This window comes from Planobacterium oryzisoli (genome assembly GCF_015354315.1).
Taxonomy (GTDB): domain Bacteria; phylum Bacteroidota; class Bacteroidia; order Flavobacteriales; family Weeksellaceae; genus Planobacterium_A; species Planobacterium_A oryzisoli.
Window position 1 is genome coordinate 61,260 of record NZ_JADKYY010000005.1, and the last position, 14,188, is coordinate 75,447.

15 protein-coding genes and 1 other RNA gene are annotated in these 14,188 nt (G+C 47.1%); 13 read left to right on the top strand and 3 right to left on the bottom strand.

Annotation, left to right across the window (positions count from 1 at the left end; translation table 11 throughout):
* Window positions 1–18 precede the first annotated feature (18 nt).
* The 7 genes from IC612_RS05140 to ribA all read left to right on the top strand — a co-directional run bounded on the left by IC612_RS05140 (window position 19) and on the right by ribA (window position 5,561).
* Window positions 19–1,035, top strand: coding sequence for a sugar phosphate nucleotidyltransferase (locus IC612_RS05140; RefSeq protein WP_194739109.1), 1,017 nt, complete (start codon window positions 19–21; stop codon window positions 1,033–1,035).
* A gap of 210 nt (window positions 1,036–1,245) precedes the next feature.
* On the top strand, window positions 1,246–2,034 hold the full coding sequence (locus IC612_RS05145; protein WP_194739110.1) for a DUF4292 domain-containing protein: 789 nt from the start codon (window positions 1,246–1,248) through the stop codon (window positions 2,032–2,034).
* A complete protein-coding gene (locus tag IC612_RS05150) occupies window positions 2,031–3,614 on the top strand; it encodes a peptidoglycan DD-metalloendopeptidase family protein (RefSeq protein ID WP_194739111.1) in 1,584 nt (527 codons plus the stop codon). The genes IC612_RS05145 and IC612_RS05150 overlap by 4 nt, the downstream gene beginning before the upstream one ends.
* 41 nt (window positions 3,615–3,655) lie before the next feature.
* Window positions 3,656–3,838, top strand: a complete 183-nt coding sequence (gene tatA, locus IC612_RS05155) for a twin-arginine translocase TatA/TatE family subunit (RefSeq protein WP_194739112.1) — start codon at window positions 3,656–3,658, stop codon at window positions 3,836–3,838.
* Between the two features lie 15 nt (window positions 3,839–3,853).
* The gene (locus IC612_RS05160; protein WP_194739113.1) at window positions 3,854–4,462 is read left to right on the top strand and encodes a DUF4254 domain-containing protein; all 609 of its coding nucleotides are present in this window, start codon (window positions 3,854–3,856) and stop codon (window positions 4,460–4,462) included.
* 3 nt (window positions 4,463–4,465) lie between these two features.
* The gene (locus IC612_RS05165) at window positions 4,466–4,924 is read left to right on the top strand and encodes a hypothetical protein (protein ID WP_194739114.1); all 459 of its coding nucleotides are present in this window, start codon (window positions 4,466–4,468) and stop codon (window positions 4,922–4,924) included.
* A gap of 43 nt (window positions 4,925–4,967) precedes the next feature.
* Window positions 4,968–5,561, top strand: coding sequence for a GTP cyclohydrolase II (gene ribA / locus IC612_RS05170; RefSeq protein WP_194739115.1), 594 nt, complete (start codon window positions 4,968–4,970; stop codon window positions 5,559–5,561).
* Window positions 5,562–5,868: 307 nt separating this feature from the next.
* On the opposite strand, the gene IC612_RS05175 is transcribed toward ribA, so the two are convergent.
* On the bottom strand, window positions 5,869–6,366 hold the full coding sequence (locus tag IC612_RS05175; RefSeq protein WP_194739116.1) for a hypothetical protein: 498 nt from the start codon (window positions 6,364–6,366) through the stop codon (window positions 5,869–5,871).
* Window positions 6,367–6,489: 123 nt separating this feature from the next.
* Here IC612_RS05175 and IC612_RS05180 point away from each other — a divergent pair, with 123 nt between their 5' ends.
* From IC612_RS05180 to IC612_RS05195, 4 genes are read left to right on the top strand one after another with little or no spacing between them, the layout of a single operon-like run.
* Window positions 6,490–8,229, top strand: coding sequence for a glycoside hydrolase family 3 protein (locus IC612_RS05180; RefSeq protein ID WP_194739117.1), 1,740 nt, complete (start codon window positions 6,490–6,492; stop codon window positions 8,227–8,229).
* Window position 8,230: 1 nt separating this feature from the next.
* Window positions 8,231–9,412, top strand: a complete 1,182-nt coding sequence (bshA, locus tag IC612_RS05185) for an N-acetyl-alpha-D-glucosaminyl L-malate synthase BshA (RefSeq protein WP_194739118.1) — start codon at window positions 8,231–8,233, stop codon at window positions 9,410–9,412.
* 19 nt (window positions 9,413–9,431) lie between these two features.
* On the top strand, window positions 9,432–9,668 hold the full coding sequence (locus IC612_RS05190) for a PspC family transcriptional regulator (protein ID WP_194739119.1): 237 nt from the start codon (window positions 9,432–9,434) through the stop codon (window positions 9,666–9,668).
* A gap of 11 nt (window positions 9,669–9,679) precedes the next feature.
* A complete protein-coding gene (locus tag IC612_RS05195) occupies window positions 9,680–10,237 on the top strand; it encodes a GNAT family N-acetyltransferase (RefSeq protein WP_194739120.1) in 558 nt (185 codons plus the stop codon).
* Window positions 10,238–10,254: 17 nt separating this feature from the next.
* Here the strand turns inward: IC612_RS05195 and IC612_RS05200 are convergent, their stop codons facing one another.
* Together IC612_RS05200 and IC612_RS05205 are read right to left on the bottom strand one after the other, a co-directional pair.
* The gene (locus IC612_RS05200) at window positions 10,255–11,715 is read right to left on the bottom strand and encodes an alpha-amylase (protein ID WP_194739121.1); all 1,461 of its coding nucleotides are present in this window, start codon (window positions 11,713–11,715) and stop codon (window positions 10,255–10,257) included.
* 79 nt (window positions 11,716–11,794) lie between these two features.
* The gene (locus tag IC612_RS05205; RefSeq protein WP_194739122.1) at window positions 11,795–12,526 is read right to left on the bottom strand and encodes an SIMPL domain-containing protein; all 732 of its coding nucleotides are present in this window, start codon (window positions 12,524–12,526) and stop codon (window positions 11,795–11,797) included.
* A gap of 174 nt (window positions 12,527–12,700) precedes the next feature.
* On the opposite strand from IC612_RS05205, the gene ssrA reads away from it, so the two are divergent.
* Window positions 12,701–13,100, top strand: a transfer-messenger RNA (tmRNA) gene (gene ssrA / locus IC612_RS05210).
* A gap of 650 nt (window positions 13,101–13,750) precedes the next feature.
* Window positions 13,751–14,182 carry a DUF1801 domain-containing protein gene (locus IC612_RS05215; RefSeq protein ID WP_194739123.1) on the top strand — a complete coding sequence of 144 codons (432 nt, stop codon included), beginning with the start codon at window positions 13,751–13,753 and terminating at the stop codon, window positions 14,180–14,182.
* Window positions 14,183–14,188: the final 6 nt, after the last annotated feature.

Consider the following 14,188-nt stretch of genomic DNA (forward strand, 5'->3'; position numbering starts at 1 on the left):
ACAAATAAACACAACCGAATGAAAATCATTGTTCCTATGGCAGGAAGAGGCTCACGCCTTCGGCCCCATACCCTTACCGTTCCAAAACCCCTCATACCCATAGCAGGCAAACCCATCGTGCAGCGCCTTGTGGAAGACATCGCCAAAGTGGCGGGCGAACCCATAGAAGAAATTGCTTTTATCATCGGAGACTTCGGATCCGAAGTAGAGGCGCACCTGATTCAGGTTGCAGAAAACCTGGGCGCCAAAGGAACTATCTACACGCAGGACCAACCACTGGGAACCGCTCATGCCATCAAATGCGCTGAGAATTCCATGCAAGGGGATGTAGTGGTGGCCTTTGCAGATACGCTCTTTAGGGCAGATTTCGTACTGGATAAGAATTCCGACGGGGTAATCTGGGTGAAGAAGGTAGAGGATCCTTCGGCTTTTGGTGTAGTGAAACTGGACGACTACGGTTTTATTACCGACTTTGTGGAAAAACCCCAAACCTTTGTATCGGATCTTGCCATCATTGGAATATACTACTTTAGATCTGCAGAGACCCTTATGGCCGAAATCAACCGTATTATGGACCAGGACATCCGTGAGGGCGGAGAATACCAACTCACCACGGCCCTAGAAAATCTGCGCTCTAAGGGTGCGAAGTTTTCCCTAGGTAAGGTAGACGACTGGATGGACTGCGGAAACAAGAATGCTACGGTAGAGACCAACGGACGCATCCTTTCCTACGAAAAAGAGCAGTTCTCTCAGTTCCCTTCTTCGGCGCAGATTGAAAATAGCCTTATCATACCTCCTTGCTTTATAGGAGAAAACGTGAAGGTGATCAATTCCAAGATTGGTCCCTACGTATCGTTAGGAAACGGTACAGAGGTAAAGAACTCCAATATTGAAAATTCCCTTATCCAGGAAAACACGACCATCTGCCACGGAAATCTAAGCAATTCCATGATTGGATCCAGCGCGCAGTACCACGGCGTGTCCAGGGAAATCTCCCTTGGAGATTATTCCGTTCTTGATTTTCTAGCTAAATAAATCCGCAGCTAAAAAAAACGGCTTCCTTTCCAAGGATATACACATAGGAAGCGCGTTACTCTATACCAGTACCACTGCGCGGCGCGCAGTGGTACTTTTCTTTTCTTTGCCCTCTTAACCGAAATGTTCCCTAACTACGCCCTACACCCTAATGTATTTTGGCCCTTACTTTGTAAGAAACCTGGCAATAATTAATGTAATTTTACCCCAATGAAACCAATCCTTATCTCCCTTATAGCCCTGTTTTCAGTTCTTTCGTGCAAATCCGCTGCAGTTACTACCCCGGTGGATTCCTCCGAGGCGGTCTCGAGCGCTGCCTTCTTTAAGGAAATAGCCAAAGAGCCCACCTTTGACCAGGTGAAGATCTCAAGCCGCGTGAGCGCAGAGACGGGAAGCTATGTTCCTCCAATCGATGCTACTATCTACATTGAGAAGGATCAGAAAGTATGGATGAACATGGCCGCTGTGTTTTTTAACGTGGCGCGTGGGATCGCAACCCCTCAGGGCATTAAAGGCTATGAGAAATGGAACAAAACCTATATCGAATCCGACTACTCGTACCTGAACCGTATGCTGGGCGTAGAGTTTCTTTCCTACGAGCGACTGGAAGATTTGCTTCTTGGAAAAAGCTTTGTACCGCTGGACCCTAACTCCTTTGAGCTAAGAAAAAACGTGAGCGGCTATACCCTATCTTCACGGGGACCTCTTAGTCTGGGAGGAGAAACTTCCGGTAGAGACTACCAAATTTCCCTGCAATATGCTTCCAATTTTGACTTAAATAAAGTATTATTGCAGCAGAGTAATTCAAACAACTCCCTGGAAGTGACCTACTCCAACTGGAAGACGCTTTCAGGGCAGAGGCTACCGGGTAGCGTTAAAATAAACATAAAAGGAGAAAAAAACGGACTGATCGGTCTGGAAAATACGAAATTTGAATTCACTCCGATAAGCACGCCCTATAGTGTTCCGGGCGATTATACAAAAGTTGAAATTCGATGAAAGGAAAAAGCATTTACTTTATACTAGCCATCATCTGTTCTACGGCTCTAGGGGCGCAGAGTAAGACGCAGCTCCAGGCGCAGAACAACGAGTTAAAAAAGCAAATTGCTAAGATCAATGCCAACCTGGCAAAAACCAAAAGCGAAGCAAAACTCTCCCTTGCCTACCTGGAAGAGGTAAATAAAAAGATTCAGCTCCGCGAGAAAGTCTACTCCAATACCCAAAAGGAAAAACGCCTACTGGAAGACGACATCTATCTTAAACAACTGGAGATCAACCGTCAGAAAAGAGAGCTGGCCGTACTTCGTAAGAACTATGCGGACGTTCTCGTGAAGGCCTATAAGAATAAAGGGGTACAGAATAAAGTGACGTTTATCCTCTCTTCCAGAAACTTAGGCGAGGCCCTTCGCCGCGTGCAGTACCTGAAAACCTACGGCGACTACCAAGACAAGAAAGCCGCCGAGATCATGGGCGTAGCCAGTAAAATCGAGCAGAACATCGCCTCCAGGCAAAAAAGCGTACGCGAAAAAGAAAACGTTCTCTCCTCCCAGCAAAAGGAACTCTCCACCATAGCCGCCGAGCGCAAGCAGAAAGAATCGCTGCTTGCCGAGTTCAAGAAAAACGAATCACAGCTCACCCAGGAACTGCGCCAGAAGCAGGCCGAAAGTAGGGCTCTGGAAGGTAAACTAAGATCAATCATTCAGGAGGAAATCCGACTTGCAAAAATAAAGGAAGAAGCCGAGCGTAAAGAAAGGGAAGAGAAGGCGCGCATTGCACGCATAGCCGCAGAGAAAGAAAAAGCACGCATCGAGGCCGAGAACCGGGCTAAGATTGCCGCGGCAGAAGCCGAAAGAAAAAAAGCGCAAGACGAAGCCCGCCGCTTGCAGGAGATCGCCGATAAAAAGGCAGCCGACGAGGCCGAGAAGACCCGTCTTGCCGCCGCCGCAGAGCTAAAGAAACAGGAAGACTCGCGCAAAGCGGACGACGCCGCCAAGGCCGAAGCACGAAGAATCGCTGCCGCGAAAGACGCCGCCGAGGCTGCAGCCAAAGCGAAAGCTGCGGCCGATGCCTATGCCAGAGCGCGTGACAACCAAAGCGACCTAGAAGAAAAAAACGCACAGGCTAAGAAAGCAGCCGAGGACAAGACCATGACTGCCTTTGGTCTGGGAAGCGCCTCGGAGAGTAATTTTGCAGCCAACCGAGGAAAACTAGCCATGCCGGTATCCGGGAACATTACCCACCGCTTTGGCCGCCAGCCCCACCCCGTATTCAAGCATATCGTTGAGGAAAACAGCGGGATAAAAATTGCCGTGGCACCGGGCTCTGCAGCGCGCGCCGTGTATCCGGGAACAGTTTCCAGAGTCTTTGTAGATGGAGGAACCAAGACCGTGGTAGTTAGGCACGGAACCTATTTTACAATCTATTCCAATTTATCTTCTACCTCGGTCAGTGCCAACCAAAAGATCACTGCAGGAACGGTGGTTGGAACCGTAGGACAGGATTTTGACGGATCCTATACCCTTGATTTTCAAATCTGGAACGGCACCACACCGGTGGATCCTCAAGGGTGGCTCAGGTAAATAAAAATATAGTAAATTTGCTGCACAAAAAGTTTATTATCATGGGACTAGGTTTTAAAGAAATACTCATCATCGCCCTTATTATCATCGTACTCTTTGGAGCGAAAAAAATTCCTGAACTGATGCGCGGAGTTGGATCCGGAATCAAGGAATTCAAGGATGCCGTAAAGGACGAAGACAAGAAAAAGGATACCGACAGCGCGGAGCAAACCCCTAAACCGTAACGCATTTTTTAAGGTATGAGCTTCTCTCACGACGCATGGAGTGTTTTCGAACTTTCCATAAGGAACTACCATGAATTAGACGATGTCAATGCACCGGAGCAGAACCCTTTCCCTGAGGGGAGTTTGGAACGGCTTTTGTATGCAAAGAACTGGATTGATACCGTTCAGTGGCATTTGGAAGATATCATCAGGGACGAGCACATCGACCCTTCGGAGGCGCTTCTTTTGAAAAGACGCATCGATAAAAGTAACCAGCTCCGTACGGATTTGGTCGAATACATCGATACGTATTTTTTTGAAAAGTTTAAAGAAGTGACCCCTAAAAGTACCGCGAGACTCTCTACTGAAACCCCGGCGTGGGCAGTAGACAGACTCTCGATACTTGCCCTTAAAATATTTCACATGGACCAGGAGGCCCACCGCGAGAGCGCAACTGCCGAGCACAGAGAAAAGTGCGGACAGAAGCTCTCGGTACTCCTTGCTCAGAAAAGTGATCTTTCTACAGCCATTGACCAGCTGCTTGCAGATATGGAAAACGGAAGCGTGAAGGCAGGCGTGTACAAACAAATGAAGATGTACAACGACCAGAGCCTGAACCCAATCCTGTACAGAAAGGACACTTGAGGAATGAGATTTTTAAAACTGCTGTTTTTAGCTATACTACTTTCGGCCTGCTCATCGGAGAAAATTACCCTCTCCCCTGTGCAGGAAAGTCTTGTTTCCGGTAGCTCCATTGCAGTAGAGAGAAAATTTCCACAGAATTTCAATCAGACCACCGGCCGCGTGTTCTATGCCTCACAACTCTCTTCCCATATTGCTACGTTTCCTAAATTCAAGAACTCGGCACTTAACCAAGAGGTGGCCACCCTTAAGTTCCATGTTAAAGAATACGTCTATGCCACCGAAGCATTCAATATTGTAGGACAGAAACGTGCCCTTGGCAACCTGGAAAAATCCTACAAGAAAATACAGAAGCTTCGAAACTACCTTACCGTTGAGGACGACGAAGTGATCAACCGTTACCTGGTACGCATAAAAAGCAATGTAGCGCAGCTACAAAGCCTCTCAGAGGTACCTCAGGAATAACGGCTCTTTTCTTAGTTCAAAAAAAATAACCGCAAGCACCCAGATGATTAAACTACAAGCCGAGTCCAATGTACCTACCGAGTACGGGGTATTCCGTATGATTGCCTTTTCCGAGGAAGAGACCGATCGGATGCCGCATATGGTTCTGGTAGCCGAGGGTACAGATTTTACCAAACCCGTAAATGTACGCTTTCACTCCGAGTGCATCACCGGCGAAGTGTTCCACTCCCGCAAATGCGAATGCGGGCAGCAGCTTGACTATGCTATGCAGTACACCCAGCAGCACGGAGGTATCATTGTTTATCTTCGCCAGGAGGGAAGAGGCATTGGAATCATCAACAAACTCAAGGCCTATGCTCTTCAGGAACAAGGTCTCGATACCGTGGAAGCAAACCTACAGTTAGGGCTTCCTGCAGACGACAGGGACTTCACCGTAGCCATTGAAATATTAAAGTTTTTGGGAGTAACCGAAGTGAATCTCCTGACCAATAACCCCGATAAGATCCGCTATGTGGAGGAGAGCGGAATAAAACTACTCTCAAGGCTACCACTCCACATCGATCCTACCGAGGACAGCAAAGAATACCTCAAAGTCAAAAAATCCTATTTCAAGCACCTGCTGAGAGATCAGGAATAAAACTAAAATACTTAAAAAAGAGGCTAGGGTCTGGCAGTAGTGCCAGGCCCTAGCCTTTTGCTTATGTACATGTCTAGTGCTACATCGGACACTGTATTGGCGCTGTAGGTAACTCCGGAAAATTGTCGCTGCGGTGGAAATTTACCTTAGAGTTACAAACTTCTAAGTACATCCCATATTGATTTAGGTATCATTTGCCACGCGATGTGGTACCTCACGTATCTACACCTTATGGTCATAAAAAAACCGAAAGAAACACTTCGGTTTCTTTCGGTCTAATGTATAAAGGTTAATTGAATTGTGTCTTTTAATTTACAATCTTTTGGTTAAGCTTCAGTGCACGCTCCACAGCTCCGTAGTTGGAGAAATCAATATCGGCACTTGCCTGGGAAGCAGGTACAAGCACTACTCTAAACTGCTGGTTGGATAGGTACTCATCTCTCTCGGCGGTAGTCATAGTCGCTTGATCAAAATTAGCTTCGGAATAGATTTCAATAGCCGTGCGGTTGAAAAGGAAATTATAGTCCAGTTCACGTCCCCCGTCCAGAAAGTACGTCTTTGGAAGTAGCTGCCAGATTGGTGCTGCAGTCGTTCCTGTATTACGGTATACGAGCACTACATCGGAGGACTGAATATTGATGGATTGGTTGATAGTATAGCCGTTACTTGCAGAAAGCGTTCCGGAGATATCTTTCATTACCGGATAGGTATCGTAGTCCGTATAATCGCGATCGTCGTCTGTGGTACAGCTTACGACAAACAGCCCCATTAGTGCTATAAGAAAAAGTGAATAAAATTTTTTCATAGGAATAGTAAAATAGTTAGTTGGCAAGAGCTATCCAAAAGCAGTGCCAAAAGTCGGTGCGAGAGCGGCTTTTCAAAGTTTAATTTGTGTATTTTTGTAAGGTACGATTTAAAAAGGCTTTAAATGAGAAACTTCCCTCCCACCGCATATGTACTCTATTTTCTTATCCTGAGCATTTTCATTAAGGCTCAGTACCAGCCCCGGGGACAGGATACCACCGATAAGCTAAAGGCAGAGCTGTGGGTGGAGCAGACCTACCAGTCCCTCTCCATGGACGAGCGTCTGGGCCAACTCTTCATCGTGGCCCTTTACAACAATAAAGGTCCGGAGCACATCGAAGCGGTACGCTCCTTGGTAGAGAACGAAAAAATTGGAGGACTTATCCTAATGCAAGACGATGCAGCAGTACACATCGAGGAGCTCAACCGGATGCACCAAAGCCTAAAAATCCCGCTCCTGGTGGGTATGGATGCTGAATGGGGCCTCTACCAACGGATCCTTTCCGCTCAGAAACTCCCCTGGGCCATTACCCTGGGCGCCATTCAAGACAAGCAACTGATTTCAGAGATGGCCTCGCAGATTGCCCGTGACGCCAAGAAAACCGGCGTCTACTGGAACTTCGCTCCAGTGGTGGACGTTAATACCAATCCCTCCAACCCCATCATTGGAAACCGGAGTTTTGGATCCTCGGTACAAAACGTCGTGGCCTCGGCCAGAGCCTACGCACAGGGCCTGCAGCGCGAAGGGGTACTTGCCGCCATCAAGCATTTCCCGGGACACGGAGATACCAGTACCGATTCCCACCACGACCTTCCTGTAGTGGACCATCCCCTCTCTAGGCTGGAAACCGTAGAACTCGCGCCCTTCAAACAAATGCTCTCGGACGGGGTAGGAGGCGTTATGATTGCCCACCTCTACGTACCTGCCCTGGAAAAGTCCGCTGGTGTTCCTGCCTCCCTATCCCACTCCATTATCACGGGACTATTTAAAGAAAAATACGGATACAAAGGCCTTATCATAACCGATGCCCTTAATATGGGCGCCGTTGCCAAACGATACGCCCCGGGCGAGGTGGATTATTTGGCCTTTAAGGCCGGAAACGACATCATGCTTTTTTCCGACGGGGTCAAAGAGGGAAAGGAAAAGATCCTAAGAGCCATCGCCTCGGGCGAGATACCGGAAAAGCGCCTGGAGGAGAGCGTAAAGAAAATTCTTCGCACGAAGTACGATTTGGGGCTCACCTCCTTTACCCCCCTTTCCCCCGAGGGGATTGCTACCGCCTTTGATAGCAGTAGCCACAGAGCACTCAACGAAAAACTCTACCTCTCGGCCCTTACGCTATTAAAGGATGAGAAAAACCTTTTGCCCTTAGACTGCACGAAAGAATACTACCACCTGCCCCTGGAAGAAGCCCCGAATGCGGAGTTTTCCCTTGCCCTAAGCACCTACACCACGCCTAAGAAAGTTTCCTCTACCCAGGCCCTTGCTCTTGAAGAACCTTCCACAATTATCGTCTCGCTCCATAAAGACAATTCCACGGCGTACAAACCGTTCACCATCTCCAAGGAAAGTAAGGCCCTATTGGAAAAACTTAAAAGAAAGCACCAAATCGTGCTACTTCTCTTCGGATCTCCCTACGGACTAAAGGACGTGGATCTGGATGGAATTTCCACGGTCCTGGTAGCCTATGAAAACAATCCATCTGCAATGCGCGCCGCAGCAAAGAGCCTCTCCGGAAGCCACCCCATCACGGGAAAACTACCGGTACAGGTGCGCCCGGGACTGGAGGAGGGCGCCGGAACCGACTTTTATCCTACCACCAACCCTAACACACCGAGCGCCCAAGGGGGCGCCACCCACTGATATGAAAATAGGAATACTCTGTTATCCCACCTACGGGGGCAGTGGCATAGTAGCCACCGAACTGGGAATGGCACTGGCCAAGAAAGGCTACGAAGTGCATTTTATCTCCAGTAACCTCCCGGCACGTCTGGACATTACCAACCCCAACATTTTCTTTCATAAAGTCAATGTACAGACCTACCCACTTTTCCAGTACCAACCCTACGACATTGCGCTGAGCTCTATGATCTACCGCGTGGTGAACTTATACAAACTGGACCTTTTGCATGCCCATTACGCTATCCCCTACGCTTATGCAGCCTTTACGGCCAAGCAGATGCTTAAGGAGGAAGGCAAGGACATACCCTTAGTAACAACCCTGCACGGCACCGACATTACTTTGGTAGGACAACATCCCAGCTACAAGCACGCTGTGGAATTCTCCATCAACCAAAGCGATAAGGTAACCTCGGTATCGCAGAGCCTGAAAAGCGATACGCTGAAATTCTTCAATATTAAGAAGGATATTGAGGTAATTACCAACTTTATCGACAACCGGGAGTTTGGCTCCGAGGATTGCTGCGAGCGCAGCCAGTTTGCCACCCCCGAGGAGAAAATACTAATACACGTCTCCAACTTAAGGCCCGTCAAGCGCGTGGGTGATGTGCTACAGATTTTCAAGGCCGTGGAGAGTAAATTAAAAGCACGACTTTTAATCATAGGGGAAGGCCCCGATATGGAAATAATCAACCAATTTCTGGAAGAGAATCCCCACCTTATCGGCAAAGTACGACTCTTAGGAAAGGTAAACGACCTGTACCGGATTCTGGAGCTCTCCGATGTGTTTCTTCTTCCCTCCGAGCAGGAAAGCTTTGGTCTTGCGGCCCTGGAAGCCATGGCCGCCTCTACCCCTGTGGTAAGCTCCAATGCCGGAGGAATACCCGAGGTGAACATTCAAGGAGAGACGGGCTATCTGGCCGAAACCGGAAATGTGGAGGCCATGAGCAACTATACCATAAAGCTTCTTTCGGACGAGAAACTACTATCCCAGATGAAGAAAAATGCCAAGGCGCAGGCCCTTAGGTTTGATTTGCACAACATTCTTCCGCTCTATGAGGCGATGTACAAAAAAACCCTTGAGGACTTCACTGACAAAAAACTCCAGCCCCAAAGCCCCCTTCCAGAAAAAGCTTCCGAGCACTAATTCTTATTCTACTACCACAATGAAAGAACCTGCATTAATTTCCAACGTGCGCCACAATATCGAAAGGGAATGGTTTGGAGTACTGACCCGGATGGGCACCAAACTAGGGATTCCTCTTTCCAAGCTCCGTGTATTTTTTATCTATTCGACCTTTGCCACGGTGGGCTTTATGTTTTTAATCTACCTGATGATGGCCTTTACCCTGTGGGTAAAAGACATCTTCATAACCCGAAGACCCAGTGTTTTTGATCTTTAGAGAGAAGTAGTATGGATTATAGCCAGCCTAACCACACCCTTTCCCTGAAAAAGGTTAGAAAGTCCGATATGCTGGAAATTGAACGAATTTACAGCTCCTACCAAAGAACCTTCCCCATCGAGGAGCGAAGAAGCCTTAACGCCTACCTTAGACTCTTTACCAATCCGAGTGTTTTTGTCTATGCCATTTCACAGCAGAGCGAATCCTCAGGATACTTTATAGTGTGGCAGCTCAGTAGTTTTTCTTTTTTGGAGCATTTCGAAATTTATCCAGCAGAAAGAGGAAGGGGCCTAGGAAGTACCGCACTTAACGCATTACTAGATTTACATCCCCAAATGGTACTGGAAATTGTCCCCCCCGAATCCTCTCCGACTGCTCTAAGGCGCTTACAATTTTATCAAAAAGCGGGGTTTGAGGTGGTAAGTACCTCGTATAAGCAGCCCGCCTACCAAAAAGAACTTCCCCAGGTGCCTTTATTTCTTTTGGCTAATTACCCAGTGCAGAACACAGCCACCCTGGAAAAAGAAATCCACCAGAGCGTGTACGCTGCTGATGGACTCTTTATTTAGATTTCAGTAGGCTGCCTTTACGGAGTAGACCATACGGTATAGCTCTTCGGTGGACATTTTATTTTTACCCACTTATCCGCCCTGGTGGTGGGATTCCATGCTGCGGCGTGGGACGTATGGTCCTTAATGGCCGCAGAGGCCCAATTAGTCTCCACCCATTTTTCCTGGGTCTGTTCCGAGGTGTTTAAATACACCACAAGACCCGGATTCCCGTTATAACCATTACGGCGTGCGATGTACTCGTCCTTGTCGGCATAAAGTATGGTGGTGTTTCCTGTGGCGCGCTCGTTATGGATCTTAATCAGGGTGTTGAGCTTGTTTTTATCAAGCCACTCTTCGTAGTCTCTGTAAAAGATGGTAGGATACCCCTCGTGGGTCAGAATATAGGCGTACGCATAGTGCTTGTTCCAGATATCGTCCGTATCGTGGTTGGTTACAAAGGTAACAGCCTTGTAGGGATTACGCTTCCAGTACACATCCTCGGTTAATTTCATAAGGTTCTGTTCGTCGAAGGCCTGGTCCATCTTGTAGTAGAGTGAAAAATCAAATACGGCGCTCTCTGCACTATTGGCCCAGTTCTCCAGTTCGCTTGGATTTCCGTCCCAGTTTTCTCCTACTGAGAATCCTCCGACCGACTTATTCCACTCGCGAATCACCCACGTTCCAAAACCTTTGACGTAGTCAAACCGCCATCCGTCGAACTTCAGGGTATTTTTGTAGTACTTGGCAACCGATTCAGGACTTTTCCACAGCCAGTTTTGTACATGTTCGCGCGTATGGCGAAGGTCCGGCATCCCCCTTCCCTCTCCAAAGTAACCCTCGTCACGGTCGGTGCCTTGATTAGTGTAGAAGTCCAGATAGGTCCGTGGAAACTTTCCGGATTTCACTCCCGTAAAGTCTGTCCAGTAGTAGTCCTGAATATTGGGATCGTACTCACTGGCCCCACCGCTGTTGTGGTTTAAAACCATGTCGGCAAAAACCAGCATACTTTTGCTGTGGGCGGTGGAGATAAGATTCACCAGCTCGGACTCGTTTCCAAAGCGGGTTTCTGTGGTACCCTGTTGCGTATACTGTCCAAAATCAAAATAATCGTAGGGATCGTACCCCATGGAATACCCTCCACTTTGTCCTTTGGTTACAGGAGGAAGCCACATAGAGGTAATTCCCGAACCTGCCCAGCTAGGGATTTTCTCGGAAAGGACATTCCACCAGGTTCCTCCCTGAGGAACGTCCCAATAGAAAGCCTGCATCATTACAGGTCCTCCCGGACCTACAATGTTTTTACCATCCCGGGAAGTGACACCCGTAGAAAAAGGTTTGCCCTCGTGCCTAGTGACCTGAATAGGTGTGAAATTGGGTTTTACCACCACCTCTGAAGGCGGTTCGGGGGTAATTCCTCCTCCGGACTCGGAGTCCGATCCGCAGGAAGTAAAGGTAAAGAGGACTGCGGTGCACGCAGCCAAGTAGAAATTGCGCATAGTTCGTACATTAAAAAGACGTAAGAACAAAAGTACTTAAAATTGATGGCTTTTGGGCAGAACTTAAGTAAGTTACTGCCTAATTTATCTCATATTCCAGCTTGATGGTAATGCTGGCCTCTTTTTCTCTTGATGAGGTATTATAGGTGCCACCCCAAGAATATTCCTCAGTGGAATTGGGAGCCGTGATTTGAATAACACCCGTTGAGGCCTTATGGAGTTCGCCCAGCGAAGCGCCTGCATTCTCAGCGATCTTCTCTGCCCTACCCCTGGCATCGCGCGTGGCCTCGGCAATCATTTCCTGCTTTACTTTCGAGAGACCCGTGAAAAAATAATTAGGAGGCGCCGAGGTAAACTCTACGCCCCGATTAATGATCTCGGTGATGTTCCTAGAGATTCCTTCTATCTTGTCCACTTCCTTGCTTTCTATTGAGACTTTCTGTAAGAGAAGATACCCGATAAAAGTGCGCGAGCTGTTCCCCTGCGCATCACTCGAGTAGCTGTACTGCTTTTGTATGTCTACCGCAGAAAATACCATCTCTGAAGTCTTTACGCCTTTGGAGACCAGGTACTGCTCTATAATCGTGCGGTCTGAGGCGAGCTGCTCGTAGGCGCTCTGCAGCTCGAAGCTCGTGCGCGAGAAATTCCCTTCCCAGGTGATAAGGTCGGAAGTAAAGGATTTGGTCCCAAGGCCTGTCACAGAAATGGTCTGCGTGGACTGGTTTCTGTTTTTAATGGCGCTGCCTAAAAGGCCAAGGCCCAGCACGAACGCTACCGCTACGATGGCACTGACAATGATAGTATTTTTCATGGAGGATGAATTTAACCTATTAGTACAAAGTGTATCTAAATAGTAGTGCAACAAAGGCCGTTCCTAAAGTGCTGCGCAGTTAAAAAATTAACACTAAAAACAAAAAACTGCGGGAACATATAGTAAAACACTTTTAAATGGAATTTTCTGTACATTTGCACTCTTCTAACCTACGGGGCTGACCGGTTTCGACAGCAAGGCCAGTGGGTAAGATAGCATGCAGAGAACCACAGCGCGATCTCTTTAATCCCTTGCTGTATATTTTAACTGGCAACCAAGAGTATGCTCTTGCTGCGTAATCCGAAGTTTAGTACGATACGCGTTTTTCCCGAAGTATAGTAAGGAAACAAGATGTCCCCCAGAAGCTCGGTTTCGCGGCGTCTGATTCGGGGGCATAGGAAATGCGAAAATAAGTCCCAGTAGTCTTCGGACTGGGAACGAAAATTTTAGAAGATACGTAGTGGTTTGGGTGTCTGTCTCCGTACCACTGCCGACAACCAATGGCAGAATAAGCATGTAGAAGTCTTATGTACTGCTTGTTTGGACGAGAGTTCGAATCTCTCCAGCTCCACAACTTTTTTTTAAAATAACCCACTTCTTTTTCAGTGGGTTATTTTAATTATTAGAGGCGCTTCAATCTGCAGGTTCCGCCATAAATTAAAATCTCACTGCTACTGGGATTTAAAAGGCCTTATTATTCCTAAAATAAGAGCCTATCCTATATTTATATGCTTTCTTCACGAATTAGAGGCCGGGCCAACGGTCCGGAAATCCCGAACTAGTGAAATAAAGAAAATCCTTATTTCATTTTTTTGCCATTTTATGATATAACAGGCTTGGTTAATTCAGCATAGGGCTAAATTTGCATTGAGCTCATTTTATATGTACTACACAGGGAAAACCATCAGCTTCAAGCTTTATTGCCTGCCCCAACGCAAGTGTTACAAAGCCTAAATAGTGCAAGGATGAATAAGGTATTTTAGGAAAAATTAATTGTGAAAACAGTTGGTGGGAAAGTACATGCTATTAGGACTATGTGCCCCTGTCAAACAAACTTACAAAAACTATACTAAAAAGTCATTCTTTAATGAATTGCTATGGTACTATAAATGCTACTTTCAATTAAATACCCTGTGAAATTCCTTATTTAAACTGGACGAAAACAATTTAGTATCAAGTTTTATTCAAAAATGATAACTTGCATCTTTAGCAAAATAGCACCCTATGTCTACAATTAAAACCAAAGCTACTGAGCAGGACGTTGCTACATTCATAGAAAATTTTGCTCCTACAGAAAGGCGCAAGGAAGATGCATTCTTCTTAAAAGATTTTATGGAGAGGACCACCGGTTTTCCTGCCGTCCTCTGGGGCGAGAGTATGATTGGTTTCGGTTCTTACCATTACAAGTCCGAAAGAAGCCGACAGGAAGGCGACTGGCCTTTAGTAGGGTTCTCTCCGCGCAAAGCAGCTATGTCCCTGTACGTGTATTCGGGCTGCGCAGGACAAGAAAATCTGCTAAAGGACCTTGGAAAGTTCAAGATGGGTAAATCCTGTATTTATGTGAATAAAATTTCCGATATAGACCTTTGCGTTTTAGAAAATCTAATTCAATCTACCGTATCTTTTCTAAAAAGTAAATATCCCGAAACTTCCTAAGTATAG